Origin of the sequence: Ruegeria sediminis, assembly GCF_005938215.1 — a bacterium.
GTDB lineage: Bacteria > Pseudomonadota > Alphaproteobacteria > Rhodobacterales > Rhodobacteraceae > Ruegeria > Ruegeria sediminis.
Genome location: NZ_VCPD01000001.1, coordinates 379981 through 403257 on the forward strand (window position 1 = coordinate 379981; position 23277 = coordinate 403257).

Annotated in this window: 27 protein-coding genes; 12 read left to right on the forward strand and 15 right to left on the reverse strand. The window is 64.3% G+C overall.

The annotated features are described in order from the left end of the window. The first annotated feature begins 62 nt into the window (after positions 1–62). Positions 63–962, forward strand: a complete 900-nt coding sequence (locus FGK63_RS02075; RefSeq protein ID WP_138839940.1) for an alpha/beta fold hydrolase — start codon at positions 63–65, stop codon at positions 960–962. A 6-nt stretch (positions 963–968) separates the two neighbouring features. On the opposite strand, the gene FGK63_RS02080 is transcribed toward FGK63_RS02075, so the two are convergent. After that, positions 969–1643, reverse strand: coding sequence for a DUF2161 domain-containing phosphodiesterase (locus FGK63_RS02080; RefSeq protein ID WP_138839941.1), 675 nt, complete (start codon positions 1641–1643; stop codon positions 969–971). Between the two features lie 103 nt (positions 1644–1746). On the opposite strand from FGK63_RS02080, the gene FGK63_RS02085 reads away from it, so the two are divergent. The 3 genes from FGK63_RS02085 to FGK63_RS02095 all read left to right on the forward strand — a co-directional run bounded on the left by FGK63_RS02085 (position 1747) and on the right by FGK63_RS02095 (position 5159). Continuing rightward, the gene (locus tag FGK63_RS02085; protein WP_171052545.1) at positions 1747–2733 is read left to right on the forward strand and encodes a TraB/GumN family protein; all 987 of its coding nucleotides are present in this window, start codon (positions 1747–1749) and stop codon (positions 2731–2733) included. A gap of 26 nt (positions 2734–2759) precedes the next feature. Next, positions 2760–3743, forward strand: coding sequence for a TraB/GumN family protein (locus tag FGK63_RS02090; protein ID WP_138839943.1), 984 nt, complete (start codon positions 2760–2762; stop codon positions 3741–3743). A gap of 156 nt (positions 3744–3899) precedes the next feature. After that, positions 3900–5159 carry a DUF2254 domain-containing protein gene (locus tag FGK63_RS02095; protein WP_138839944.1) on the forward strand — a complete coding sequence of 420 codons (1260 nt, stop codon included), beginning with the start codon at positions 3900–3902 and terminating at the stop codon, positions 5157–5159. A 151-nt stretch (positions 5160–5310) separates the two neighbouring features. Here the strand turns inward: FGK63_RS02095 and FGK63_RS02100 are convergent, their stop codons facing one another. Both FGK63_RS02100 and FGK63_RS02105 read right to left on the reverse strand, forming a co-directional pair. Further along, a complete protein-coding gene (locus FGK63_RS02100; RefSeq protein ID WP_138839945.1) occupies positions 5311–5598 on the reverse strand; it encodes a sll1863 family stress response protein in 288 nt (95 codons plus the stop codon). Positions 5599–5645: 47 nt separating this feature from the next. After that, on the reverse strand, positions 5646–6146 hold the full coding sequence (locus FGK63_RS02105) for a Dps family protein (protein WP_138839946.1): 501 nt from the start codon (positions 6144–6146) through the stop codon (positions 5646–5648). Positions 6147–6367: 221 nt separating this feature from the next. Between FGK63_RS02105 and FGK63_RS02110 the strand changes: the two genes are divergently transcribed. Together FGK63_RS02110 and FGK63_RS02115 are read left to right on the forward strand one after the other, a co-directional pair. After that, on the forward strand, positions 6368–6586 hold the full coding sequence (locus FGK63_RS02110; RefSeq protein ID WP_138839947.1) for a hypothetical protein: 219 nt from the start codon (positions 6368–6370) through the stop codon (positions 6584–6586). A 153-nt stretch (positions 6587–6739) separates the two neighbouring features. Continuing rightward, the gene (locus FGK63_RS02115; protein WP_138839948.1) at positions 6740–7660 is read left to right on the forward strand and encodes a manganese-dependent inorganic pyrophosphatase; all 921 of its coding nucleotides are present in this window, start codon (positions 6740–6742) and stop codon (positions 7658–7660) included. 90 nt (positions 7661–7750) lie between these two features. Here the strand turns inward: FGK63_RS02115 and FGK63_RS02120 are convergent, their stop codons facing one another. Next, positions 7751–8539: a hypothetical protein gene (locus FGK63_RS02120; RefSeq protein ID WP_138839949.1), complete on the reverse strand. Its 789-nt coding sequence runs from the start codon at positions 8537–8539 to the stop codon at positions 7751–7753. Between the two features lie 170 nt (positions 8540–8709). Between FGK63_RS02120 and FGK63_RS02125 the strand changes: the two genes are divergently transcribed. Further along, complete coding sequence (locus tag FGK63_RS02125) at positions 8710–9585, forward strand: TIGR01459 family HAD-type hydrolase (protein ID WP_138839950.1); 876 nt, start codon at positions 8710–8712, stop codon at positions 9583–9585. A gap of 104 nt (positions 9586–9689) precedes the next feature. Continuing rightward, complete coding sequence (locus FGK63_RS02130) at positions 9690–10133, forward strand: MaoC family dehydratase (protein ID WP_138839951.1); 444 nt, start codon at positions 9690–9692, stop codon at positions 10131–10133. 79 nt (positions 10134–10212) lie between these two features. Here FGK63_RS02130 and FGK63_RS02135 read toward each other — a convergent pair whose 3' ends face one another. Beyond that, positions 10213–11202 carry a methylenetetrahydrofolate reductase gene (locus FGK63_RS02135; RefSeq protein WP_138839952.1) on the reverse strand — a complete coding sequence of 330 codons (990 nt, stop codon included), beginning with the start codon at positions 11200–11202 and terminating at the stop codon, positions 10213–10215. Beyond that, positions 11199–11780 (reverse strand): methylenetetrahydrofolate reductase C-terminal domain-containing protein, encoded by a 582-nt coding sequence (locus FGK63_RS02140; protein ID WP_138839953.1) that lies wholly within the window; start codon positions 11778–11780, stop codon positions 11199–11201. The genes FGK63_RS02135 and FGK63_RS02140 overlap by 4 nt, the downstream gene beginning before the upstream one ends. 224 nt (positions 11781–12004) lie before the next feature. On the opposite strand from FGK63_RS02140, the gene FGK63_RS02145 reads away from it, so the two are divergent. The 3 genes from FGK63_RS02145 to FGK63_RS02155 are packed head-to-tail and all read left to right on the forward strand — an operon-like array spanning position 12005 to position 14444. Continuing rightward, the gene (locus FGK63_RS02145; protein WP_138840431.1) at positions 12005–12937 is read left to right on the forward strand and encodes a bifunctional riboflavin kinase/FAD synthetase; all 933 of its coding nucleotides are present in this window, start codon (positions 12005–12007) and stop codon (positions 12935–12937) included. Next, entirely contained in the window at positions 12934–13407 is a 474-nt protein-coding gene (locus FGK63_RS02150) for a YcgN family cysteine cluster protein (protein ID WP_138839954.1), read from the forward strand. Before FGK63_RS02145 ends, FGK63_RS02150 begins: the two co-directional genes overlap by 4 nt. After that, positions 13407–14444 carry a threonine aldolase family protein gene (locus FGK63_RS02155; protein WP_138839955.1) on the forward strand — a complete coding sequence of 346 codons (1038 nt, stop codon included), beginning with the start codon at positions 13407–13409 and terminating at the stop codon, positions 14442–14444. The genes FGK63_RS02150 and FGK63_RS02155 overlap by 1 nt, the downstream gene beginning before the upstream one ends. Here the strand turns inward: FGK63_RS02155 and FGK63_RS02160 are convergent, their stop codons facing one another. Both FGK63_RS02160 and FGK63_RS02165 read right to left on the reverse strand, forming a co-directional pair. Beyond that, positions 14445–15257: an alpha/beta fold hydrolase gene (locus tag FGK63_RS02160; RefSeq protein WP_138839956.1), complete on the reverse strand. Its 813-nt coding sequence runs from the start codon at positions 15255–15257 to the stop codon at positions 14445–14447. Beyond that, on the reverse strand, positions 15254–15856 hold the full coding sequence (locus tag FGK63_RS02165; RefSeq protein WP_138839957.1) for a 2-hydroxychromene-2-carboxylate isomerase: 603 nt from the start codon (positions 15854–15856) through the stop codon (positions 15254–15256). Before FGK63_RS02165 ends, FGK63_RS02160 begins: the two co-directional genes overlap by 4 nt. Positions 15857–15963: 107 nt before the next feature. Between FGK63_RS02165 and FGK63_RS02170 the strand changes: the two genes are divergently transcribed. Further along, complete coding sequence (locus tag FGK63_RS02170) at positions 15964–16983, forward strand: ribose-phosphate pyrophosphokinase (RefSeq protein WP_138839958.1); 1020 nt, start codon at positions 15964–15966, stop codon at positions 16981–16983. Positions 16984–17071: 88 nt separating this feature from the next. On the opposite strand, the gene FGK63_RS02175 is transcribed toward FGK63_RS02170, so the two are convergent. From FGK63_RS02175 to FGK63_RS02205, 7 genes are all read right to left on the reverse strand, one after another. Beyond that, positions 17072–17569 carry a hypothetical protein gene (locus FGK63_RS02175; RefSeq protein ID WP_138839959.1) on the reverse strand — a complete coding sequence of 166 codons (498 nt, stop codon included), beginning with the start codon at positions 17567–17569 and terminating at the stop codon, positions 17072–17074. A gap of 83 nt (positions 17570–17652) precedes the next feature. Then, entirely contained in the window at positions 17653–18003 is a 351-nt protein-coding gene (locus tag FGK63_RS02180; RefSeq protein WP_138839960.1) for an H-type lectin domain-containing protein, read from the reverse strand. Between the two features lie 117 nt (positions 18004–18120). Further along, positions 18121–18531: a F0F1 ATP synthase subunit epsilon gene (locus FGK63_RS02185; protein ID WP_138839961.1), complete on the reverse strand. Its 411-nt coding sequence runs from the start codon at positions 18529–18531 to the stop codon at positions 18121–18123. 12 nt (positions 18532–18543) lie between these two features. Further along, positions 18544–19968 (reverse strand): F0F1 ATP synthase subunit beta, encoded by a 1425-nt coding sequence (gene atpD / locus FGK63_RS02190; RefSeq protein WP_138839962.1) that lies wholly within the window; start codon positions 19966–19968, stop codon positions 18544–18546. Positions 19969–19986: 18 nt separating this feature from the next. Next, positions 19987–20862 (reverse strand): F0F1 ATP synthase subunit gamma, encoded by an 876-nt coding sequence (locus FGK63_RS02195; protein ID WP_138839963.1) that lies wholly within the window; start codon positions 20860–20862, stop codon positions 19987–19989. Positions 20863–20874: 12 nt separating this feature from the next. Then, complete coding sequence (gene atpA, locus FGK63_RS02200) at positions 20875–22413, reverse strand: F0F1 ATP synthase subunit alpha (protein WP_138839964.1); 1539 nt, start codon at positions 22411–22413, stop codon at positions 20875–20877. Further along, positions 22414–22974, reverse strand: coding sequence for a F0F1 ATP synthase subunit delta (locus FGK63_RS02205; RefSeq protein ID WP_138839965.1), 561 nt, complete (start codon positions 22972–22974; stop codon positions 22414–22416). It abuts the gene before it with no gap. Positions 22975–23277: the final 303 nt, after the last annotated feature.

The following is a 23277-nucleotide window of genomic DNA, read 5'->3' on the forward strand; positions in this document are numbered from 1 at the left end:
GACTTCCGGTCGCCGCGTTTCAAGACGCCGCCAGAACCGATTGCCGGGGGAGTGGGTAGATCATGCAAATCGCTGCCAACGGCACCCGTCTGGAGGTCGAAGCGCACGGCCCGGACGACGGTGCGCCGCTCATCCTGATCCGGGGCCAGGGCACGCAACTGGCGCACTGGCCCGATGCCCTGGTGGAGGGCTTCGCAAAGGCGGCGTTCCGCACGATCCTGTTCGACAACCGCGACGTAGGCCTGTCGCAACGATGCCCAGCCGAAGGCATCCCGAGCAGCGCGGACGCGATCCTCGACCTGATCCGCGCAGGCGGCGAACTGCCCAATCCCTACGGGATCGAGGACATGGCGGCGGACGTGATCGGCCTGATGGACGCGCTCGGCATCAGCCGCGCGCATGTGTTCGGCATCTCGATGGGCGGCGCGATCCTGCAGCAGATCTGCATCGATCACCCCGACCGGCTGCTGTCGGCAACGATTGTGATGTCCGCCTGCCGCCCCTTTTCCCAGCGCACCCCGGGCGGCGCCGCGGCGCTTGCGGTCCTGGCCGAAAGCCTGCTCGTCCGCCCCCGCTCGCTGGAGGAATATGTGGAAGGACAGGTCGAGGAGCACGCCCGGTGGGGCAGCCCGGGCTACCCGATGCCAAAGGCCGAAATCCGCGCGATGGCCGAACGCGCCTATGCGCGCGGCGTGGATGACGAGGGCATGAACCGGCAGGTTCTGGCCGTGGTGAACGCGACCGACCGCCGCCCGGCGCTGCGCGGCGTCGCCCTGCCCTGCCTGATCATCCACGGAACCGACGACACGCTGATCCCGGTCGCACTGGGCGAAGAGATCGCGGCCCACATTCCCGGCAGCGAGTACCGGGCGATCAATGGGATGGGCCACATCATCACCCCTGCCCTGTCCCCGGAGATCGTCGGAATGGTCCGCGATTTCGTCCGGCGGCGCAGCCCCTGACCCGGATCACGCCTCGTCCTCCCAACTGTAGGCCCAATGCGTCAGCCCGTCCCGGCCGGTTTCGGCCAGGGCATAGATCCCCTTGTCGACCTTTTCGAACCAACCGTAGTGATTGTCCCGCATCAGCCGCGTGGCCTGCGCCACACCGGTTGCCCTGGCGACCTCGGCCCCCTTGGCGGGGCCGTTCTCGGCCAGATGCGCAGCGCAGCGCAACGCGTCCTGCCGATAGGCCGTGACGATTCCGTGCCGCGTCGCGCCGCCGGCATTCGGATCCCCTTGCAGCCGGTCGAACTCGCGCAGCAGCCGGGCGGCGCGCGCCGGCGACTTGCGGGGCGCGTAGGGTCCCGGATCGCAATGCACCTCGACCCGCCCGTCCGTCCGGACGGTGATCAGGCCCAGTCCCAGCCGGCGGCACAGACCCAGGTTGTCGCGCAAGGCCCGCCGCGCCGTCTTGCCCCGCGGCCGCGCCACCGCCACATAGACCCGGTCGGTGACCTTCAGACGCGCGATCGCCTGGTGAAACAGCGCCAGCGCAAAGCGCAGCTTCAACTCGACGATGACGGGCGGTTCCGCCTCGCGAACGGCGACGATGTCGGCGGCCCCGACCTCGCCTTTCACCAGATAGCCCTGACGCTCCAAAAGCGCCTTGACCGGGGGATAGAGATCCTGCTCGCGCTGCATGACAACAAGCTAAGCCCAATCCGCCGCCGCGCACAAATAGCATTTGCGGGCAGGTATGCGCCCGCGCCACAATGGGATCAGGACACGGCGGCGGAGACCCTGCATGCGACGCGCAATCGCAACCCTATTGTTCTGCCTCATCGCGGCCGGAGCGGCGCAGGCGCGCTGCACCGGGTCGGACCTGCGCGACAGGCTGACGCCCGCGGCCGAGCGGCGGCTGCAGCACGAGATCCGCGCAATCCCCTTCGCCTACGGCAACCACTGGGTCGCGACCAGAGGCGACCGCCGGATCCACGTCGTCGGCACGCAGCACAACGGCGACAGCCGAATGCGGCGCATCATGCGCACGCTGCGCCCGGTGATCCGTGCGGCGGATGCGGTTCTGCTGGAGGTCACCGCAAGGGAACTGAACAGGCTGGACGACGTGATCGAGTCAAACCCCTCGATCCTGCTGATCCCGCGCGGGCCGACCTTGGCCGACATGATGTCGGCCGAAGACTGGAGCATGTTGCAACTGCGGATGCGGCCCGAGGGCATGGACAGCGAGATCCTCGCGCGCTTGCAGCCCTGGTACATCTCGCTGGCGCTGTCGCGCTCGGGTTGCGGCGGCCGGGGGATCGCCGCCTATGCCGGCCTCGACGAACGGATCGAGCGGTTGGCGGTCCGCAACGGCGTGCCGGTCGGATCGCTGGAACGGGTGGGCGACGGGATACGCGCCCTGTCCGCGCAACCGCTGCGCGACCAGTTGCGGCTGCTGGAACTGGACATGAAAAGCACGCTCAACTACGACGACCAGATCGTGACGATGTCGAACGCCTATTTCGAAGAGCGTCTGGCCGAGGCGATGCTGATCCAGAAATGGACGCTTTACAGCGACATCAATATCCCGCGTGGCGAGGTGGACCGCCTTCTCAGGCAGTATGACCGGCAGATCCTGGACCACCGCAACCGCGCGTGGTTGCCCGTCATTCAGGCCACCAGGGGCCAGGTGCTTGTGGTTGCGGTCGGGGCGGGGCATCTTCCGGGCAAGGCGGGCCTGCTGAACCTGCTGAAACAGCGCGGCTACAGCCTGACCCGCACCGAATTCTGACAATCGACCTACCCGGGACTCGACACATGCGACTGATTTTCGGCCTCCTCTTCCTGTGCCTGTTGCCGCTGCAAGCCCTCGCCGCTTGCGACGGGCGTGACCTGCGGCCGGACATGACCGCACAGGACCGGGCCGAACTGGACGCGGCGCTGGCCGGGATACCCTTTGCCGAGGGCAATCACTGGATCGCCACCAAGGGCGGCGCGACGCTGCACCTGATCGGAACCCTGCACACGAACGATCCGCGCATGGATGCGGTGATCGAACGTCTGTCCCCTGCCCTGTCCGGGGCCGACAGCTATTACTTCGAGATCACCGAAGCCGACATGACGGCCTTCGAGCGGAAACTCGCAAGGGATTTCAGCCCGGTGCTGATCACTTCGGGCCCGACATTGGTGGACCTGATCGACGAGGACAACTGGGCGTCGCTGTCGGACAAGCTGGCCGAGCGTGGCATTCCGGGCTGGATGGCGGCCAAGATGCGCCCCTGGTTCCTCAGCATGATGCTGGGCATGCCGCCCTGCCTGCTGACGGCACCCGACGCCGACCGCGGCATGGACAAGCGCCTTTCGGAACTGGCCGGGGCGCAGGATATCCCGCAGCATTCGCTGGAACGGATCGAAGATCTGATGGCCCTGTTCGACACCAACCCGATCGAGGAACAGGTACGCTCGGTCGTGCGCCTGGCTGCGGCGCTGGATGCGGGCGACGACCAACTCGCCACGATGGCCAACGCCTACATGGAGGAAAAGCACGCCGAGATCCTGCAGTTCGCCCGCCTTCAGGGGCTGCGCGACTCGGGCCTGCCGCGGGCAGAGTTCGACGCGGAGTGGGCCGGGTTCGAGGAACAGTTGCTGGTCCAGCGCAACGAGAACTGGCTGCGCCACATCCTCGCCATCCGCGACCAGACAGCCGTCATTGCGGTCGGCGCGGGCCACCTGAGCGGCGAGTACGGTCTGCTCAACCATCTGCAGCAGGCGGGATATGCGCTGGAACGCGCGGCGTTCTAGGATCGGAACCTGTTTGCCGTCGTGTCAGAGGTTATCGGCCGCCTCGCCCTTGCGGCTCCGGCGACGCCCGCCGCCAAGAGAAGAAAAACGCCACCGGCACGCAATTCATTGTAGGATCGATTTTCAACAGGCAGATCTTACCTTTGGGCAGGTTTCATGTTCGATTCCCGGATTCTCACCAAACCCATTTTCCTGTTCCGCCAGTTGGTCCGGCGGCTCTGGGTGCGGACCAGCCTGATCGCGGCCCTGGCGCTGGTCAGCGCCTCGCTTGGTCCGGTCCTCGGCCCTCTGGTGCCTGCAACCTTCGCCGAACGCCTGAACGCCGACGCCGTCGGGCGGATCCTCGAAATCCTCGCCTCGTCGATGCTGGCGGTGACGACCTTTTCGCTTTCGATCATGGTGGCGGCCCAGAAATGGGCATCGAACCAGTCCTCGCCACGGGCGCAGCAGGTGATCGAGGAAGACACGGTGACGCAGAATGCGCTCGCCACCTTTCTCGGCGCGTTCATCTTTGCGCTCGCTTCATTGATCCTGGTCGAGACCGGCGTCTACGACGAACGCTCGAACGCCGTCATTCTTGCCTTCACCTTCATCGTCATCCTGCTGGTCGTCATCGCGATCCTGCGCTGGATCGAGCAACTGTCGAACCTTGGCGGGGTGTCGGAAACGGCCGACAAGATTGAAACCGCGGCGCGGCGCGCCCTGCGCCGCCGGTCGGAACTGCCGTGCCTCGGCGCGGTCGCGTGCGACCTCGACTCGGTTCCCGGTTCCGCCGAACCCGTCACCGCCGAGACCACCGGATACGTGCGGCACGTCGATACCGGAATGCTTGAGGAACGCGCCTGCGCCGACGACAGCCGAATCTGGATCCTTGCGCTTCCCGGCACCTTCATCGCCGCCGGCCAGCCGCTGGCCCGCGTCTCCGGGCCGCTGGACGAGGATCGGGTGCGCGCGGCCTTCCTGATCGGCGCCGAGCGCAGTTTCGATCAGGACCCGCGTTTCAGCCTGCAGATCCTATCGGAAATCGCCCAGCGCGCGCTGTCGCCCGGGGTCAACGATCCGGCCACCGCGATCACCATCATGGGGCGACTGCTGCGCCTGCTCGTGCCGCTCACCGCCGAAACGGCCCCCGAAGATACGGCAAGCTTTACCCGCGTCGCCGCGCCGCCCATCCCGACTGCCGCCCTGCTTGAGGACGCGTTCGCCGCCATCGCCCGGGATGCCGGCGACAAGGTCGAGGTTCACCTGTTCCTGCAATCCGCGCTGGAAAGACTGGCCAACAGCCAGGACGACGAAATGGCCGGGGCCGCCCGCGCCGCGTCGCGGCGGGCGCTGGCCTTTGCGGATCGCGACCTTGTGTTGAAAGAGGACCGGGACCGCGTCAATGCGTCGGCCCCGGTCTCTCTGAAAGACTGAATGCGTCCCTTCGCCCGCGTGGGAGGGGGAACTTTCGGGAAGCGGGCGCAGATCGTCATCCAGCCTTCCGTGGCAATTGCCGCAGCCCATCCGCCGTGCCCGGCGTCCCGGGCGTCAGCCTTGCCTGCTGCGGCATCCAGCGGTCACACGATCAATTGAAACGGCTGGCCGCCTTCTGGAACGCCTCCTGGATCTGGCCCCAGGCCTTTTCCGAGCCGGCCCGCATGTCGTCCCATGCGCTCTCGCTGGCCTTCTGCACCTTTTCGATCTGCTCCTTCGCCTCGTCGCGCTGTTCGCGAACCTGCTTCAGCTGATCTTCGTATTGCACTTTCGCGTCAGCTTCCGCCTTCTTCCAGCGCGCCTCGAGTTCCTCGATCTGCGCGTTCCAGCGGTCAAGCTGCGCCTTGGCCTTTTCGATGTATTCATTGCGTGTAGACATGTTTCACTCCTTTTTTCTTGTCATGCGCCTTGGCTGGACGTGTCCTGCTAGGCGGTTGCGATGGCCTTCAGCATCCAGATCGCCTCTTCGTGCTTCGCCATCCGGGCATTCATCAGGTCTTCGGTCGCGCCGTCGCCGTGACGGGCAGCCAGCGCCGCGGTTTCCCGCAACCGGCGCGCCAGCGACTCGTTGTCGGAAATCAGCTGCTTGATCATACCATGCGCGTCCCTGACGGTTTCCTCTTCGGTCAGCCGCGACTGGCTGATCATGTCCGTCACGGAAATCGGGGCGATCTGACCCAGGGCGCGAATGCGTTCCGCCAGCGTGTCGATTGCCTCGAACAAGTCGCGGTACTGCCGTTCGGTCAGTTCGTGGATCGGCAGAAACAGGGGGCCGACCACGTTCCAATGATACCCTTGCGTCTTCACCATCAGCAGAACGCTGTCGCAGAGCACTTCGGTGATCGCGTTCGCGATCCAGGCATTCTTGTCGATACCGGTGTCGTTGACCTCGTTCTGGGGTTCGGATTTCAGAACTTGCTGTGTCATTCTTGCTCCTGTTCGTGTGGTATCGAGTTCAGGAACCTAGGCGCTTCTGTAATTTTTTTCAATAAAAATCATATACTTAACTTACGTCACCCACTTGAGCGGCGTCCGTTGCCGATGCTCAATCGCCTGTGCGGGATACGGTGGTTCCGTAGGGAAATGATGCCAAGGAGGTTCATCAACATAGATAAATGGAGTAAGTGATGGTCAAGAGAGAGGAAATCATGCCCGACCAAGCCCGGCCGCCGAAGCGCACGGAAAAGCTGCAGTTGATGCTGGATGTCGAAGAACTGAAGGCCATCGACGACTGGAGATTCGAAAACCGTCTCCCTTCGCGGGCCGCCGCCATCCGCGAACTCATCCGCCGCGGGCTGAACACCGAGGAGTTCGAGGAACCCCCATCCGAGGTGCCGTCGGGCGAATTCCGCGTCGTGGACGATTGACGCACGACTGGCCGGGCCACCAATCGTTCCCCCGGCCACAGCCGCTTTATGCCAGCCCCTCTGACCAACCGTCGCATGCCGTCCGCAGCCGCGTGACAAGCCGGTGCAGCCGCCCTATAAGGCGCGCAAATTTCCACACTGCAGGACGCTGACATGACCACGCAAGTTTTTGGCCACAAATCCCCCGACACCGACTCCACCGGCTCGCCCATTCTCTGGGCCTGGTACCTGAACGAGGTGAAAGGCGAAAAAGCGGAGGCCGTGCTGTTGGGCGAACCGAACACCGAAGCCGCCTTCATGCTGAAACGCTGGGACCTGCCCAAACCGCAGATCATCGCCGACGTGGCCGAGGGCGCCCCGGTCGTGATCGTGGACACCAACAACCCCGCCGAACTGCCCGCCAGCATCAACAGCGCCGACATCCGCGCCATCATCGACCATCACAAGCTGGTCGGCGGGCTGGAAACCAAAGGCCCCATCGACATCACCGTGCGCCCGCTGGCCTGCACCGCCACCATCATGTACGACCTGATGGGCGACGACGCCGCCAGGATGCCCGACTGGGCCAAAGGCGCGGCGCTGACCTGCATCCTGTCCGACACGCTGGAATTCCGCTCGCCCACCACTACCGATCATGACCGCGAAGTGGCCGAGAAACTGGCCGCCGACCTGGGCCTCGACATCCCCGGCTACGCCGCCGAGATGTTTGCCGCCAAGTCGGACGTCTCGTCCTTCTCGGATGCCGAACTGCTGCGCATGGACAGCAAGGAATACAACGTCGACGGCAAGGAATTCCGCGTCTCGGTTCTGGAAACCACCTCGCCGCAGATGATCCTCGACCGCAAGGACAGCCTGATGGCGTCGATGACCGACGTCGCCAAGGAGGACGGCGCCGACCAGGTGCTGCTGTTCGTCGTGGACATCCTGAACGAGGAAGCCACCCTGCTGGTGCCCAACGACCTGGTCAAGACCGTGGCCGAGAAAAGCTTCGGCGCCTCGGTCGCCGGCGACACCGTCGTCCTGCCCGGCATCATGAGCCGCAAGAAGCAGATCATTCCGAACCTGAAGGTGTGATTTCCACCTGAACTCGCGAAGTCTCCGGGCGCCCCACGCGGGCGCCCGTTTCATTTCCAGCACCGCAAGCGGCCGGGCATCCGCCGCCGGTCATAGTCGCGCATGACCGTTGAAAAGACTTCCGTCCCTTCTGTAGATGATCATGTTGTGCTCGCGATAGAGCACGTCCTTGCCCACTTCTTCCCAATCCCGCGCGCCGTCGGCGATGACGGCGCGAAAGTACTGGACGCACAGGCGCGTCACCCCCACCCACAGGTTGTCGCCGGGACACTTTTCGCCCTCGGGGCGTTCCCATGTATCCGCCCTGAACTCGTAGCAGGTCTCGAACGGATAGATCCCGTTGCACCGCTGGGCCGCATAGTAAAACACCTGATAGGAAAACACGTAGGCGTTTTCGGTGTTCGCGAAGAACAGGATCTCGTTTTTCTGCTTCTCGTTTTTGTCCAGCCAATAGTACGGCGAGAACAACTCGAACGCGGTCGCGTGGGAAAAACCGCGTTCCCCGATGTTCTCGGCGAACCGGAACGCCTCGTGCTCGGTGGTGCTCCAGTCGCGTATGCCGAAAATCGGCCCTTCCTCCGGCGGATAGAACTGCTCTTCGCCCAGCACAGCCTTTGCGAACAGCAGGCTGACGCCGCGGTTCCCGGTATTCTGGATCACCGAACTCAGACGGATGGGAACATAGTCCGAGCCCTCGGAACCATCGCCGATTGGATCGCCAATCGACGCCGACACGTCGATTTCCAGAACGTATTTCTTGCGCGCCTCGAACACGCCGAATTCGAACACGGCCCACAAACCCGCCAGGGTAAGCGCGGCGACCTGAAACCACGGGGCGAAGATTTCGGAGAAACGGTGCGTTCTCTTGCCATCGATCATGTTCACCCCTCCAAGGACGAAGAAAGACCAGTCCACATCCTAGCACAACCCGGCCGATTTCCCGCGCAGGGGCTGTTGCAGCATGGATTGCTTGCGTTCTAGCGGGTGGCCTTTCTGCCTGAGCTTTGCCATAGCTGACTCAGAACCCTTGTGATCCATCAGAGGCCCCAATGACCCAGATCATCCACGCACTCTCCGACATCTCCGACCGCTACAAGGCGCTCTTCGTCGACCTGTGGGGCTGCGTTCACAACGGCGTCACCGCCTATCCCGAGGCGGTCGCGGCCCTGCGCGCCTATCGCGCCAAGGGCGGCATCGTGGTGCTTCTGACCAACTCGCCAAAGCCGCGGGCCGGCGTCGCGGAACAGATACGGCGGTTCGACGTGCCCGACGACGCTTATGACACCATCGCTTCCAGCGGCGATTCCGCCCGGGCGGCGATGTTCGAGGGCGCGGTCGGCGAGAAAGTCTATTTCATGGGCGAATGGCAGCGCGACGAAGGGTTCTTCGAGCCGCTCAAGATCCTGGATCATCCGGTCAAGATCGAGCGCGTGCCACTCGACCAGGCCGAAGGCATCGTCTGCTGCGGCCCGTTCGACCCGATGGCCGACCCCGCGGTCAACCGCCCCGATTTCCTCTATGCCAAGCAAAAGGGCCTGAAACTGCTCTGCGCCAATCCCGACATCGTCGTGGACCGGGGCGAAGTGCGCGAATGGTGCGCGGGCGCGCTGGCGCGGCTCTATACCGAGATGGGCGGCGAAAGCCTGTATTTCGGCAAGCCGCACCCGCCGATCTACGATCTGGCCCGGCGGCGCCTGGTCGCGCTGGGCGCTGATGTTTCGGACAGCGACATCCTCGCCATCGGCGACGGTCCGCAGACCGACATCGCCGGAGCCATGGGCGAGGGCATAGATTCCCTCTTCATTACCGGCGGCCTTGCCGCGGCCGAGACAAAAACGTCGCACCATCCGGACCCGGATGCGCTCAAGGCCCATATGGAAAAGGAAAAAACGGAACCGACCTATTCCATCGGGCGTTTGCGCTAGCAGAATTTTTTGACTTGATTTTCTGCGCCCGCAAAGTAATAAAGTTGCCACTCGGAGGCCGAATGTGACTTAATGTTGCTTGGTCGATGCAAAGAGAGGGCGACATGTTGGACAATCTTCCGCGCGGAACGATCTGTATCGAAGACATCGAAATGGGCATGACCCGGCACCTGCGCAAAGTGGTGACCGATGAAGATATCGAGATGTTCGCGCAGGTATCGACCGACCGGAACCCGGTGCATCTGGACGACGACTACGCCCGCGACACCATCTTCGAGGGCCGCATCGCCCACGGAATGCTGACCGCCGGATTGATTTCGGCCGTGATCGGCGAGCAACTGCCTGGCCACGGCACCGTCTACATGGGACAGTCGCTGAAATTCCTGGCCCCGGTGCGCCCCGGCGATATGGTCTATGCCGAGGTCAAGGTGATCGACATCGACTTTGCCAAGCGCCGGGTCAAGCTGGACTGCCATTGCTCGGTCGATGGCAAGAAGGTTCTGATCGGCGAGGCAATGGTGCTGGCCCCGTCGCGCAAATTCGACTGACAACATCCTCAGCCGGTGTGGAAAGGCGCCCCACGGGCGCCTTTGTCAATGCCGGAACGCCTTGTGCTGCGCCGGCCCGTCAGGCCCTGCGCGCCTTGCCCCGTCCCTTCAGCACCCCGGATTCCAGAATGATCTCGGACACCAGGTGCTCGCGCCGGTAGGCCATGACATGCACGCCGGCGACGCCAGCGATCTCCTTGATCTGCTGGATCAGTTCGATGCAGATCTTCTTGCCCTCGTCAGCGGGTTTCTCGGCCTTTTCCATGCGCTCGATCACGTGGTCCGGGATGTGGATGCCCGGCACATTCGACCGCATCCAGCGCGCCGCCTTGGCCGAGGCGACCGGCCCGACCCCGGCGATGATGTACACCTCCTTGTCCAGACCCTCGTCCCGCACCCGCGTCATGAACTTCTCGAACAGCGGAATGTCGTAGATATAGTTGGTCTGGATGTACTCGGCCCCCGCCTCCACCTTCTTGGCCAGTCGGTTCGGGCGCCATTCGTAAGGCGGGATGCACGGGTTTTCGGCCGCGCCCAGGAACAGCTGCGGCGGCCGCGTGATCTTGCGCCCGGACAGGAACTTGCCCTGATCCCGCATCGTGCGGATCGTGCGCAGCAAGGTCAGCGAGTCGAAATCGAACACGGGCTTCGCCCCCGGCTGGTCGCCGACGCCGACCCCGTCCCCGGTCAGGCACAGGACGTTGGTCACGCCCAATGCGGCCGCCCCCAGCACGTCGCCCTGGATCGCGATGCGGTTCCGGTCGCGGCACGAGATCTGGTAGACCGGCGAATAGCCCGCCCGCGTCAGCAATGCGCAGATCCCGATCGAGGACATGTGGCAGTTCGCGCCCGACGCATCGGTCGCGTTGATGGCGTCCGCCACCTCGCCCAAAGGCTGCGCCGCGTCATAGACATCCGCGGGGTCGGCGCTGTCCGGCGGGTTGAGTTCCGCCGTCACCGCGAACCGGCCCGAGCGCAGGACGCGTTCCAGCCGGCTGTGGGAAACGAATCCCTCGGGCGCGGGCACATAGCCCGAAGCGGTGATGTCCTTTTCTCCTGCCGGGCTCATTTCCGCGCCTCCTGGCTGGTCGCGCGCGGCGGTTCCTCGGCCAGCGGCGCTGCGGACGGCTCGGTCTTGCGCGCCTCGGGAAAGGCCTGCGCCAGGGTCAGCCGCGCGGCGTCGCGCGCCTCTCGCCGTTTCGCGGCGATCTCGCGGCTCACCCGCAGCCACGACGACGACCCGCGCAACGAGTGTTCGACCGGCGGCAGGACCTGCTTGATCTTCTCCGGCCCTTCGCGCATCCGGCTTGCCCCGTCCCAGGCCAGCGCCCAGACGCATTTCATCTCGGGCTTGACCTCGCAGAAGCCGCCCTCTCTCACGCCGCCGCACGGCCCGTTGCGCAGCTGCTTGGGGCAGTTCATCGGGCAGGACATGCCGGTCGAGGACAGGACGCACTGGCCGCACATCTTGCAGTCGAACAACAAAACCTTGACGCCCTTTTCGACCAGCGCGATCGGACGCTCGACACGGTTGTATCCGATTTTCGCGAACAGCGGATCAAGCGCCACCATGCCCTGTTCGACGCGCTTGTAGATCCACTCGAACGCGCGCGCGTGGCGTATGGCGAAGAGGCGCACTCGGTACATGGCGTTCATCCCCTCGATGTGCCTGCCGGCATATGGCCCTGAGCCGGATTACCTTTTCCCCGACAAAAGGTTAAGCAACCGGAACTTCAGTCTACACCCCGGCTTTTCCGCAGATCAAGAAATGGTTTTCCGCGGTTGATGCTGCGACCCCTCGTGCCCAACCGGCCGGGCCTTTCGCGAAGTGGCGCTTGAACATGCCCCGCAGTCCCGCTACGCAATCGCCCATGCGGATCATCCGGGACTACCAATTCGTCGAACCAGAGGACCGCGGCGCCAGCGTCGCGATCGGCAATTTCGACGGCGTGCATATCGGCCACCGGTCGGTGATCGAGCTGGCGCGAAAGGCCGCGCCCGAGGCGCCCTTGGGCGTCCTGACCTTCGAGCCGCATCCGCGCGAATTCTTCGCGCCCGAAAGTCCGCCGTTCCGGCTGATGCGCGGCGGCACCCGCGCGCACCGCCTGCAGAAGCTTGGGGTCGAGAAGCTTTACGAGCTGCCGTTCAACGCGGCGCTCGCGGGCCTGTCGCCCGAGGAATTCGCCCGGAACGTGATCTGCGATGGCCTGGGCCTCGCCCATGTGGTCGTGGGCGCCGATTTCTGTTTCGGCAAGGGACGCAGCGGCGATGCCGACGACATGGTCCGGTTTGGCCGCGAGATGGGCTTTGGCATCACCATCGCGCCACTGATGGAGCGGTCGGAGAACGTCGTCTCCTCGACCGCAATCCGCACCGCGCTGAGCGAGGGCCGCCCCCGCGACGCGGCCACCATGCTGGGGCACTGGCACCGGATCGAGGGCGTGGTGATCGGTGGCGAACAGCGCGGGCGCGAATTGGGCTTTCCCACCGCCAACATGTCGATCGAAGGGCTTCACCAGCCCAAGTTCGGCGTTTACGCGGTGCTGGTCGATGTGCTGGACGGGCCGCATCAGGGCAGCTACCACGGCGCGGCCTCGGTCGGCACGCGCCCGATGTTCAAGGGCGAACAGCCCAATATCGAAACCTTCCTGTTCGACTTTTCCGGCGATCTCTACGGCGCCACGCTGTCCGTGGGCCTGGTGGATTTCCTGCGCCCCGAGATGACCTTCGACGGCGTGGACGCGCTGGTGCGGCAGATGCAGGACGACTGCGCCAGGGCGCGGGACATTCTGGCCGCGCCATGAAGAAGGATCCGATCGACCGTTCCGGCCTCGCGCCGCGCTTCTGGGAACGCAAGCCGCTCAGGAACCTCAACGAGCAGGAGTGGGAGGCGCTCTGCGACGGCTGCGGCAAATGCTGCCTCAACAAGCTCGAGGACGAGGACAGCGGCGTCGTTGCGCTGACCTGCGTGGCCTGCCGCCTGCTGGACGACGAAACCTGCCGCTGCACGCAATACGAGATCCGGCACCAGTTCGTCCCGGAATGCATCGTCCTGAAGCCCGACAACCTGGACACCCACGCCTACTGGATGCCCCGAACCTGCGCCTACCGGCTGCTGTGGGAGGGCAAGCCGCTTTACGACTGGCACCCGCTGATTTCCGGCACCCCGGACAGCGTGCATGCGGCGGGCGTGTCGGCTCGGGGCCGGACGGTCTCGGAATTCGAAACCCCCGAGGAAGAGTGGGAAGACTACATAATCGAGGAGCCGACCTGATGTTCTTTGCCTCCGACAATTCCGGACCCGTGCATCCCGAGGTGCTGCAGGCGCTGGCCGAAGCCAACCAGGGCTACGCGATGGCCTATGGCGCCGACGCGCTGATGAACGAGGTGCGCGACCACATCCGCGGCATCTTCGATGCGCCCGGCGCTGCGGTCTATCTGGTGGCGACCGGGACGGCGGCGAATGTACTGGCGCTGGCGACGCTGGCGCAGCCCTGGCAGACGATCTTCTGCTCGCCCGTCGCCCATATCCACGAGGACGAGTGCAACGCGCCCGAATTCTACAGCGGCGCCAAGCTGACCCTCGTTCCCGGCGGCGACAAGATGACACCCGAGGCGCTGCGCGGCGCGATCGCCGCGGAGGAAACCCGCGGCGTGCACGGGCCGCAGCGCGGGCCGGTCTCGATCACGCAGGTGACCGAGCGGGGCTCGGTCTATTCCCTGGACGAGTTGCGGGCGCTTTGCGGCGTGGCCAAGGAATACGGCCTGCCCGTCCACATGGACGGCGCACGTTTCGCCAACGCGCTGGTCGCGCTCGACTGCTCGCCCGCCGAGATGACGTGGAAGGCGGGCGTCGATGCGGTCAGCTTCGGCGGCACCAAGAACGGGCTGATGGGGGTCGAGGCGGTGATCTTCTTCGACGAATCCAAGGCCTGGGAATTCGAATTGCGCCGCAAACGCGGAGCGCATCTGTTCTCGAAACACCGCTATCTCTCGGCGCAGATGGCCGCCTACCTGCAGGATGACCTCTGGCTGACCTCGGCGCGCCGGGCCAATGCAAACTGCGCGCGGCTCGTCGAGGGGCTGCGCGCGGCGGGCGCGGACTTCCTGCACGAGCCGCAGGCCAACATCGTCTTCGCAAGCTTCCCCCGCGGCACCCACAAGCGTCTGCACAAGGCCGGAGCGGTCTACCACCTGTGGGGCGCGCAACTGGAAGGCGACGACGAGGACGAGCCGCTGGCCTGCCGCCTTGTCTGCGACTGGTCGCTCGGCGGCGATCAGATCGACCGCTTCATCTCTCTGCTGGCGTGATCAGACCCGCGCCCACAGGGCGCGTATCTTCCCGGCGGTCTCGGCAGGATGCGAGATCGGCAGCATGTGCCCCGCCCCGTCGATCACCAGGCTTTCCGCGTCCGGCAGGCGCCGGGCCAGACCCTCGTTGATCGCCGTCATCACCGGATGGGTCAGCGACCCGCGCAGCAGCAGCACGGGCATCGCCGCGCGGTCCAGGACACCCGGCTGCAGCAACCCGGCTCGATCGTCGAACAGCGCCGGATCGACGAACGGGACCACGTGGATGCCCCGGATCATCGCGGCCCGCGTGCTTTCGGGCAGTTGCGGCCAGCGGGGGCTGTCCTCGGTGCTCCACATGCGGTTGAAAAGCCGCGCCGCAAGCGCCTCGTCCCCTTCGGCCATCGCATCCAGGTAGGGTTCGGCGTCGCGATGGTGCAAATCGATCAGGTCCGGCGCATCGCGCTTGGCGACCGCAAAGAACACCGGCTCGATCAGCACGACGCTGCGCACCAGGTCCGGGTGCTGCACCGCCAGGCGCAAGGCGACCGTCGCGCCGAAGGAATGGCCGATCACGTCCATCGGCCCGCTCAGCTGCGTTTCCGCGATGTCGGTGATCCGGTCCTGAAAGTCGCCCTGCCTGTCCCAGTCCCGGCTGCGCCCGTGCGACAACATGTCGGGGGCCACGAACGTCGCCTCCTGCCCCAGCTCTCCGGCCAGCCCCTTCCACGCGCCCGAATGGGCGATGGTGCAGTGCAGCGCCAGAACCCGGCGCGGCCCCTGGCCCAGATGGCGCACATGCGGGGTCTGCGGCAGCAGGGCCACATCCTTCATCCCCGGGTCTCCGCCAGATGCGCGTCCAGGTCGTCCAGCCGGTCCTGCCCCCAGAACCTCTGCCCGTCGCTGGTGATGTAGAACGGCGCGCCGAAGACGCCGCGCTCCACCGCTTCCTCCAGGTTGGCTGCATAGGTCTCGGCCCCCGCCAGCAGGCCACTGTCGGCCAGCTTGGGGTCGAAACCCGCGGCTTCGAGACAGTCCCGGATCACCGCATCCTCGGCGATGTCCTTTTCCTCGGCCCAGCAGGCGCGCAGGATCGAATGGCACAGCTTGCCCAGGTCGCCGCCGCCGTCACGGCTGGCGGCAATGATCGCGTAAGAGGACGGCGCGGGGTTGGTCGGCCAATGCGCGGGCTTCAGGTTGAGTTTCATGCCCAGCTTTTTCGCCTGCCGCTGCATCTCCTGCAGGCGGTATTCCTGGCGCGAGGGGTGGCGGTCCTTGGGTGGCGTGCCGCCGGTGCGCCCGAACAGCGCCACGATGTCCAGCGGCTTGTAGGCGATGGTCGCGCCATTTTTCGCTGCGATCTCTTCCAGCCTGGTGCCGGCCAGGTAGGAATACGGCGAGAGTGTCGCAAAAAAGTAGTCAATATCGGCCATGTTCACTTTCTCCGCGCCGTTAGCTTTGCTGAACGGTACGCCCATGCTAAGCGGTGTCAACATCACGAATCTGTCACAAAGCGCCTGCTGCCCGGGGATCACAGACAATGCCGACACTCAACGAACCCAAGCTCATCGCTGGGAACGCCAACCTTCCGCTTGCCGAATCCATCGCCCGCCGGATGAGCCTCTATCGCGGTGTCGATCAGGGTCTGGTCGATGCGCGGGTCGAGCGTTTCAACGATGGCGAGATCTTCGTCGAGGTGTTCGAGAACGTCCGCGGCGAGGACATGTTCATCATCCAGCCGACCTCGAACCCGGCCAACGACAACCTGATGGAACTGCTGATCATCGCCGACGCGCTGCGCCGGTCGTCGGCTGCGCGCATCACCGCCGTGATCCCCTATTTCGGCTATGCACGCCAGGACCGCCGCACCAAGGCCCGCACCCCGATCTCGGCCAAGCTGGTGGCCAACATGCTGACCGGCGCCGGCATCGAACGGATTCTGACGATGGATCTGCACGCCGCGCAGATCCAGGGCTTTTTCGACATGCCTGTGGACAACCTCTATGCCTCGCCGATCTTCGCGCTGGACGTGCGGAACCATTTTAAAAGCCAGATGGATGACCTGATGGTGGTCTCGCCCGACGTGGGCGGCGTGGCCCGCGCCCGCGAACTGGCCAAGCGCATCAACGCGCCGCTTTCGATCGTGGACAAGCGCCGCGAAAAGCCCGGTGAAGTGGCCGAGATGACGGTGATCGGCGAAGTGAAGGACAAGATCTGCCTGATCGTGGACGACATCTGCGACACCGCCGGCACGCTCTGCAAGGCGGCGCAGATCCTGATGGATAACGGCGCGAAGGAGGTCCACTCCTACATCAGCCACGGCGTCATGAGCGGCCCCGCGGTCGAGCGCGTGACCGGTTCGGTGATGAAATCGCTGGTGATCACCGACTCGATCCAGCCGACCGACGCGATCCTGAAGGCCCCGAACATCCGCGTGGTGCCGACCGCGCCGATCTTCACCCAGGCGATCCTGAACATCTGGAACGGCACCTCGGTCTCGTCGCTGTTCGAAGACAAGACCCTGATCCCGATCTACGAGACCTTCTATCGGTCCAACTGACTTGAAAGGGCGGCCCCACCGGGCCGCCCGATGACGTTTTCGCAGCGGCGCACGGTCCGCGACATGCGCCCCGCGACCCGGTGCGGTATCAGAACCGGAAGCCGACGCTGACGCCCGCGACGATCGCCGTGTCGCCGTCCACCCAATCGACGTTGACCTCGGGTTTCAGGGTGTAGTCGGTCAGTTCGAACTCATAGCCGACCCCGGCGCGGAACAGGAATTCCTCCTCGCTGTCTTCGATCTCGACTCCGGGCATGGCGGTCAACTGCCAGTTGGTTTCACCGAGGTTGAAGACCACCGGCGCGCCGACGATCCAGGCGTCGAGCGGTTCGTTCGCATATTCCGCAAGAACGCCGAACGACACCCTGTGGGTGATGGCATATCGGTACTGCACCCCCGCCGAGAACACGGTCTCGCTGCTTCCGTGATGGTCCGCATGGGTGCCGCCCAGAAAGACCTCGATGATGTGCGGGCCGTGCTCGGCCACCTCGAATCCATAGGTGGCGTCGTCGGCCAGGGTTTGACCTGGCGCATGGGTCAACGCGGCAACAACAGGCAAAAGCAGAATTCGGGTCGTCCGGCGCATTTGACATCCCCCTCCCAGAAGGCAGCATCAACAATTTGATCGGATTGGCGCCATTTCGGAGATAATTCTGTTAAACGCCGATCCTACGAAATCTCCCAATCATCCACATGCGGCACTTCCCCGAACGCGGTCCAGGCGACGCGGATGCGTGCGATGCGGGTGTCGGACCAGGTGCGGAACACCGCCTCGAACCCTTCGCAGGTGATGTTTTCCGCCTTCACCTCGGCCCGCAGCGCCGATGACGTGTCCACATCCCAAAGCGCGACGCCGATCTGGACCGCCGGCGGCGAACGAAAACCCTCGCTGAAACGGATGGCCGACCGCCGTTCGCGCGGCCCCTTGCCCGTCCACATGTCGCCGCCGTCTGCGAATTCCGAAAACAAGATCTCTTCGCCCTGATCAATGCCGATGGGATGGCTTCGAAAACTCTTCATTACCAAATCAAAACTGACAATTTGATGAACCATAACCCGCGATTCCCCCAAATCGCTACAAAAAAGACGGCCCCGCCAAAAGCAGGGCCGTCCAGCGTTTCATTCAGGTCACGAGCCTTACAGGCTCATATGCGTTCCCAGGGCTTCCATGTCGGCCAGCAGCTTGGCTGCATCATCGACAATGCTCGGGTGCTCCTGCCCCTTGGCGGCTTCGTGCGAAGCGCGCGCCTCGGCGATCAGATCGTCCAGTTGCGCACGGGTCATTTCGCCGACGGGGATGGCCTTTTCGGCCAGCACCGACAGGGCATCGCCATTGATCTGGGCGAACCCGCCGGTCACCAGGTACTCGCTGGAGCCTTCGGGCGCTTCGACCTTCAGGATGCCCGGGCGCAGCGTGGTGATGGTGGGGGAATGATCGGGCATCGCCGTCATGTCCCCGTCCGCGCCGGGAATCTGGACCGCGGTCACCTGAAGCGAAGCAAGGCTCCGCTCCGGGCTCACGAGGTCGAATTGCATCGTGTTTGCCATCAGGTTTACTCCTTAGGCAGCTGCGGCGGCCATACGCTCGGCTTTGGCGATCACTTCGTCGATGCCGCCGACCATCAGGAAGGCCGCTTCGGGCAGGTGGTCGAATTCGCCGGCCACGACGCGCTTGAACGAGTCGATGGTGACATCCAGCGGAACCTGAACGCCGGGCGAGCCGGTGAAGACCTGGGCCACGTCGAAGGGCTGCGACAGGAAGCGCTCGATCTTGCGGGCGCGGGCCACGGTCAGCTTGTCCTCTTCCGACAGTTCGTCCATGCCGAGAATGGCGATGATGTCCTGCAGCGACTTGTAGCGCTGAAGGATCTGCTGAACGTCGGTCGCGACCTTGTAGTGCTCGGCGCCGACGATGGCCGGGTCAAGCAGACGCGAGGTCGAGTCGAGCGGGTCCACGGCCGGGTAGATGCCCTTTTCCGAGATCGCGCGGTTGAGAACGGTGGTCGCATCCAGGTGGGCGAACGAGGTTGCCGGCGCGGGGTCGGTAAGGTCGTCTGCAGGCACGTAGATCGCCTGCACCGAGGTGATCGAGCCGGCCTTGGTCGAGGTGATGCGCTCCTGCAGGGCGCCCATGTCGGTGGCCAGCGTCGGCTGGTAGCCCACCGCCGAAGGAATACGGCCCAGAAGCGCCGACACCTCGGAACCCGCCTGGGTGAAGCGGAAGATGTTGTCCACGAAGAACAGAACGTCGGTGCCCGACTGGTCGCGGAACTGCTCGGCCAGCGTCAGGCCGGTCAGCGCCACGCGCGCACGCGCTCCCGGAGGCTCGTTCATCTGGCCGTAAACCAGGGCCACCTGCGATTCCGACAGGTTGTCGGGCTTGATCACGTTCGATTCGATCATCTCGTGATACAGGTCGTTGCCCTCACGGGTCCGTTCACCAACACCCGCGAACACCGAGAAGCCCGAGTGCACCTTGGCGATGTTGTTGATCAGTTCCATGATGAGAACCGTCTTGCCCACGCCGGCGCCGCCGAACAGGCCGATCTTGCCGCCCTTGGCGTAGGGGGCCAGCAGGTCCACCACCTTGATGCCGGTCACCAGAACTTCGGACTCGGTCGACTGCTCGTCGAACTCGGGCGCCGGCTGGTGGATGGCGCGGGTCTCGGTGGTTTCGACCGGGCCCTTTTCGTCGATCGGCTCGCCGACGACGTTCAGGATGCGGCCCAGGGTGGCGTTGCCCACCGGCACCGAGATCGGTGCGCCGGTGTCGGTCACCAAGGCACCGCGGACCAGACCTTCGGTCGCGTCCATCGCGATGGTGCGGACGGTGTTCTCGCCCAGGTGCTGCGCAACTTCGAGCACCAGGCGCTTGCCGTTGTTTTCGGTTTCCAGCGCGTTCAGAATTTCAGGCAGCGCGTCATCGAACTGCACGTCGACGACGGCCCCGATGATCTGAGTGACTTTGCCTTTTGCATTCGCCATGTTTCGTCTCCGGTTTTCTTACAGCGCTTCGGCGCCGGAAATAATTTCAATCAGCTCGTTGGTGATCACGGCCTGACGCGAGCGGTTGAACTGGATGGTCAGCTTTTCGATCATCTCGCCCGCGTTGCGGGTCGCGTTGTCCATCGCGCTCATCCGGGCACCCTGTTCGGATGCGCCATTCTCCAGCAGGGCCGAGAAGATCTGGGTCGCCACGCCGCGGGGCAGCAGGTCGGCCAGGATCCGCTCTTCGCCGGGCTCGTAGTCATACACCGCGCCCCCGGTGTCCTCCTCGACTTCCTCGAAGGAGGCCGGGATGATCTGCTGCGCCGTCGGGATCTGGGTGACGACGTTCTGGAACTTCGCGTAGAAGATCGTCGCGACGTCGAACTCTTCACCGTCGAACCGGGTCAGGATGTCCTTGGCGATGTCCTGCGCATTGGCATAGCCGATGCGCTTGACGTCGCTCAGGTCGATGTGCCCCACGAACAGATTGCTGTATTCACGCTTCAGCGCGTCGCGGCCCTTCTTGCCGACGGTGATGATCTTGACCGTCTTGCCCTTGGCGGACAGTTCGTCCGCCTTGGCGCGCGCCAGCTTGGCGATGTTCGAGTTGAACCCGCCGCAAAGCCCGCGTTCGGCCGTCATCACGATCAGCAGCTGAACCTGGTCGCTGCCCGTGCCGCGAAGCAGTTTCGGGGCGCTGTCGCTGTCCCCGACCGAAGCCGCCAGCCCCGCCATCACGGCATTGAACTGCTCGGCATAGGGGCGGGCGTTCTCGGCAGCTTCCTGGGCGCGGCGCAGTTTTGCCGCCGCGACCATCTGCATCGCTTTGGTGATCTTGCGGGTCGATTTGACCGACTCGATCCTGTTTTTTAGGTCCTTAAGACTTGGCATTGCCGCATCTCCTTAAGCGAAGGTGGCGGCGTATTCGTCCAGCGCAGCCTTGACCCTGTCTGCAGCCTCACCCTTGATCTTCGGATCCTCGTCGGTGATCCACTTGAGCAGGTCGGCGTGCTTGCCGCGCAGATGCGCCAGCAGACCGGATTCGTAGCGGCCCACCTCCGATACCTTGATCTTGTCCAGGTAGCCGTTGGTGCCGGCGAAGATGACGCAGACGATCTCGGCGTTGGTCAGCGGCGAGTACTGCGGCTGCTTCATCAGCTCGGTCAGACGGGCGCCACGGTTCAGCAGCTGCTGGGTTGCGGCGTCGAGGTCGGAACCGAACTGCGCAAAGGCCGCCATTTCGCGGTACTGCGCCAGTTCCAGTTTCACCGGGCCTGCGACCGACTTCATCGCGTTGGTCTGGGCCGACGAGCCCACGCGCGAAACCGACAGACCGGTGTTCACGGCGGGGCGGATGCCCTGGTAGAACAGTTCGGTTTCCAGGAAGATCTGGCCGTCGGTGATCGAGATCACGTTGGTCGGAATAAAGGCCGACACGTCGCCGCCCTGGGTTTCGATGACCGGCAGAGCGGTCAGCGAACCGGCGCCGAAATCCTCGTTCAGTTTCGCCGAACGCTCCAGCAGGCGGGAGTGCAGGTAGAAAACGTCGCCCGGATAGGCTTCTCGTCCCGGCGGACGGCGCAGCAGCAGCGACATCTGGCGGTACGACACAGCCTGTTTGGACAGGTCATCATAGATGATCAGCGCGTGGCGGCCGTTGTCACGGAAGTATTCGGCCATCGCGGTCGCCGCATAGGGGGCCAGGAACTGCATCGGCGCCGGGTCGGACGCGGTTGCGGCCACAACGATCGAATAGTCGATGGCCCCGGACTCTTCCAGTTTCTTCACCAGCTGGGCCACGGTCGAACGCTTCTGACCGATTGCCACGTAGACGCAGTACAGCTTCTTGGACTCGTCGTCGCCTGCGGCCTCGTTGTACACCTTCTGGTTCAGGATGGTGTCCAGGGCAACGGCGGTCTTGCCGGTCTGACGGTCGCCGATGATCAGCTCGCGCTGGCCGCGGCCGATCGGGATCATCGCGTCGACCGATTTCAGGCCGGTCGCCATCGGCTCGTGCACCGACTTGCGCGGGATGATGCCGGGCGCCTTGACGTCGGCCACGCCACGCTTGGTGGCATTGATCGGGCCCTTGCCGTCAATCGGGTTGCCCAGGCCGTCAACGACGCGGCCCAGCAGCTCGTCACCGATCGGAACGTCCACGATGGCGTTGGTGCGCTTGACGGTGTCGCCTTCCTTGATGTCCCGGTCGGACCCGAAGATCACGACGCCGACGTTGTCGCTTTCCAGGTTCAGCGCCATGCCCATGATGCCGCCGGGAAACTCGACCATTTCACCGGCCTGCACGTTGTCGAGGCCATATACACGGGCAATCCCGTCACCGACGCTCAGCACGCGACCGATTTCGGCCACCTCGGCTTCCTGACCAAAATTCTTGATCTGGTCCTTCAGGATTGCAGAAATCTCTGCAGCTTGGATTCCCATTTATCCGACCTCTTTCATTGCATTCTTGAGGGAGTTGAGCTTGGAGCGGATCGAGCTGTCGATCATCTTCGAGCCCACTTTAACGACAAGACCGCCAATGAGGCTTTCATCGACGGTCGCATTGATAGTCACGGTTTTGCCCACACGCTCGCTGAGCGTCTTGGCCAGTTTGTCCATCTGGGTCTTGGTCAGCGCCTTGGCCGACGCGACATCCGCGGTCACTTCGCCGCGCTCGTCCGCCAGCATCCCGCGCAGCACCTTGATCAGTTGCGGGACGACGAACAGGCGGCGCTTCTGCGCCATCAGTCCCAGCGAATTGCGCAGCAGGGCGTTCAGGCCCATCTTGTCTGCGATTGCGGTGATTGCGGCCTCCTGCCCCGAGCGCGAGATCAGCGGCGAGGCGATCAGCTGGCGAAGATCGGCGCTTTCGTCCAGGGCGGCGGCCAGATCGTTGATGCCTGCTTCCAGGCCGGCAAGGTCTTTGTTGTCTTTTGCGATCTCGAAGATCGCGGTGGCATAGCGCTCGGCGATGCCTGCGGAAATCGAAGCTGGTTCGGACACGTCCACCCTTCCGATACTTTAGGCCCCGAATTCGCGTAGCAAAGGCTTCCCCGGGGGCGTGAAGAAACCCCGCCTTGGCGGCAGGGCATCAAAATCACCGGGGATGTAGCAGAGCATATCCAACCTCGCAATATACTATAGCGGTAACAGTGTTATCCACAAATCCAAGCTTTTCAGGGCGTTACGGCAACTGCGACCCTTTGGACCCCATTGCTGCGTTGAAAAATGTTACGGATTTGCAGGTTTTTGCGATTCCTGTGACGGAATTCACGCAAGGCGGGACGGACTGGCAATCGCGATAAG

Bases quoted from the DNA above. Each gene is read 5' to 3' on its own strand.
- FGK63_RS02115 (WP_138839948.1), top strand. From the start codon at position 6,740: ATGACCACGCAAGTTTTTGGCCACAAATCCCCCGACACCGACTCCACC.
- FGK63_RS02100 (WP_138839945.1), bottom strand. From the start codon at position 5,598: ATGTCTACACGCAATGAATACATCGAAAAGGCCAAGGCGCAGCTTGAC.
- FGK63_RS02075 (WP_138839940.1), top strand. From the start codon at position 63: ATGCAAATCGCTGCCAACGGCACCCGTCTGGAGGTCGAAGCGCACGGC.
- FGK63_RS02085 (WP_171052545.1), top strand. From the start codon at position 1,747: ATGCGACGCGCAATCGCAACCCTATTGTTCTGCCTCATCGCGGCCGGA.
- FGK63_RS02125 (WP_138839950.1), top strand. From the start codon at position 8,710: ATGACCCAGATCATCCACGCACTCTCCGACATCTCCGACCGCTACAAG.
- FGK63_RS02195 (WP_138839963.1), bottom strand. From the start codon at position 20,862: ATGCCAAGTCTTAAGGACCTAAAAAACAGGATCGAGTCGGTCAAATCG.
- atpD (WP_138839962.1), bottom strand. From the start codon at position 19,968: ATGGCGAATGCAAAAGGCAAAGTCACTCAGATCATCGGGGCCGTCGTC.
- FGK63_RS02150 (WP_138839954.1), top strand. From the start codon at position 12,934: ATGAAGAAGGATCCGATCGACCGTTCCGGCCTCGCGCCGCGCTTCTGG.
- FGK63_RS02145 (WP_138840431.1), top strand. From the start codon at position 12,005: ATGCGGATCATCCGGGACTACCAATTCGTCGAACCAGAGGACCGCGGC.
- FGK63_RS02160 (WP_138839956.1), bottom strand. From the start codon at position 15,257: ATGAAGGATGTGGCCCTGCTGCCGCAGACCCCGCATGTGCGCCATCTG.
- FGK63_RS02180 (WP_138839960.1), bottom strand. From the start codon at position 18,003: ATGAAGAGTTTTCGAAGCCATCCCATCGGCATTGATCAGGGCGAAGAG.
- FGK63_RS02080 (WP_138839941.1), bottom strand. From the start codon at position 1,643: ATGCAGCGCGAGCAGGATCTCTATCCCCCGGTCAAGGCGCTTTTGGAG.
- FGK63_RS02120 (WP_138839949.1), bottom strand. From the start codon at position 8,539: ATGATCGATGGCAAGAGAACGCACCGTTTCTCCGAAATCTTCGCCCCG.
- FGK63_RS02140 (WP_138839953.1), bottom strand. From the start codon at position 11,780: ATGTACCGAGTGCGCCTCTTCGCCATACGCCACGCGCGCGCGTTCGAG.
- FGK63_RS02175 (WP_138839959.1), bottom strand. From the start codon at position 17,569: ATGCGCCGGACGACCCGAATTCTGCTTTTGCCTGTTGTTGCCGCGTTG.
- FGK63_RS02105 (WP_138839946.1), bottom strand. From the start codon at position 6,146: ATGACACAGCAAGTTCTGAAATCCGAACCCCAGAACGAGGTCAACGAC.
- FGK63_RS02135 (WP_138839952.1), bottom strand. From the start codon at position 11,202: ATGAGCCCGGCAGGAGAAAAGGACATCACCGCTTCGGGCTATGTGCCC.
- FGK63_RS02095 (WP_138839944.1), top strand. From the start codon at position 3,900: ATGTTCGATTCCCGGATTCTCACCAAACCCATTTTCCTGTTCCGCCAG.
- atpA (WP_138839964.1), bottom strand. From the start codon at position 22,413: ATGGGAATCCAAGCTGCAGAGATTTCTGCAATCCTGAAGGACCAGATC.
- FGK63_RS02155 (WP_138839955.1), top strand. From the start codon at position 13,407: ATGTTCTTTGCCTCCGACAATTCCGGACCCGTGCATCCCGAGGTGCTG.
- FGK63_RS02090 (WP_138839943.1), top strand. From the start codon at position 2,760: ATGCGACTGATTTTCGGCCTCCTCTTCCTGTGCCTGTTGCCGCTGCAA.
- FGK63_RS02170 (WP_138839958.1), top strand. From the start codon at position 15,964: ATGCCGACACTCAACGAACCCAAGCTCATCGCTGGGAACGCCAACCTT.
- FGK63_RS02165 (WP_138839957.1), bottom strand. From the start codon at position 15,856: ATGGCCGATATTGACTACTTTTTTGCGACACTCTCGCCGTATTCCTAC.
- FGK63_RS02185 (WP_138839961.1), bottom strand. From the start codon at position 18,531: ATGGCAAACACGATGCAATTCGACCTCGTGAGCCCGGAGCGGAGCCTT.
- FGK63_RS02130 (WP_138839951.1), top strand. From the start codon at position 9,690: ATGTTGGACAATCTTCCGCGCGGAACGATCTGTATCGAAGACATCGAA.
- FGK63_RS02110 (WP_138839947.1), top strand. From the start codon at position 6,368: ATGCCCGACCAAGCCCGGCCGCCGAAGCGCACGGAAAAGCTGCAGTTG.